Below are 706 nucleotides of genomic sequence, written 5' to 3' on the forward strand. Positions count from 1 at the left end.
ATTGCTAACAAGTAGATAAGCAACCCGAACAGGTTACTATCTACATCCCATTACCAACAATTACTTTATGAATAAAGAAATAGAAATACTTATAGCAGCCATAACAAAAGCCGCAAGAATGGCTTTCCAAAAGTTGTTTAGCAATGGCGAACATTTTTATTATTGTGCGCTTCTGACGACAGGTGAAGGTTTTGCTCCTGTTATTTCTGCATGGTCGTGGGAAGCATTAGCCAGAGTAACACAATTGAACTCTGAAACATATGCACAAAGTATAAAGTGGTCTTATGCAGACTCGCCATATTATGCTTTTGGCTACGACGAATATTTTAGTGATGTAAAACAGCTCTTTGAACATCGAGCTAATATTGATAGTTTGAATGATGAAGATTGGGGAAAGGAGTTTGATGTCAGGCTAACTGCTATGGTGAAAGCAATGTCAATTCTTGATAAAGAAGGACTTTTTGCACAAAACCAATCACGCTGCAGTATTTTGATAAATGTAGAATTAATGCCGCCTGATGCTTCAAATGTGCAAAGAGCATTAGAGCTAAACAACTCCGAAGATATTGAAGAATATCTTCAAGAAGCTGCTGAAAGTGAATAATAAAGTTGGTAACAAAGCGTGATAACGCTTGACAGCGTTCCCCGCTAAACCATTATAAACTCGTAAAATAAAAATATGATTGAAGCACTGAAAAATATAGGA

Annotated in this window: 1 protein-coding gene; it reads left to right on the top strand. The window is 36.5% G+C overall.

Translation table 11 applies throughout. The annotated features are described in order from the left end of the window. Nucleotides 1-67: 67 nt before the first annotated feature. The gene (locus DW033_RS24320; RefSeq protein ID WP_122383255.1) at nt 68-604 is read left to right on the top strand and encodes a DUF4303 domain-containing protein; all 537 of its coding nucleotides are present in this window, start codon (nt 68-70) and stop codon (nt 602-604) included. The last annotated feature ends 102 nt before the right edge of the window (nt 605-706 follow it).

Origin of the sequence: Parabacteroides sp. AF39-10AC (assembly GCF_003635405.1) — a bacterium.
Taxonomy (GTDB): Bacteria; Bacteroidota; Bacteroidia; order Bacteroidales; family Tannerellaceae; genus Parabacteroides; species Parabacteroides distasonis.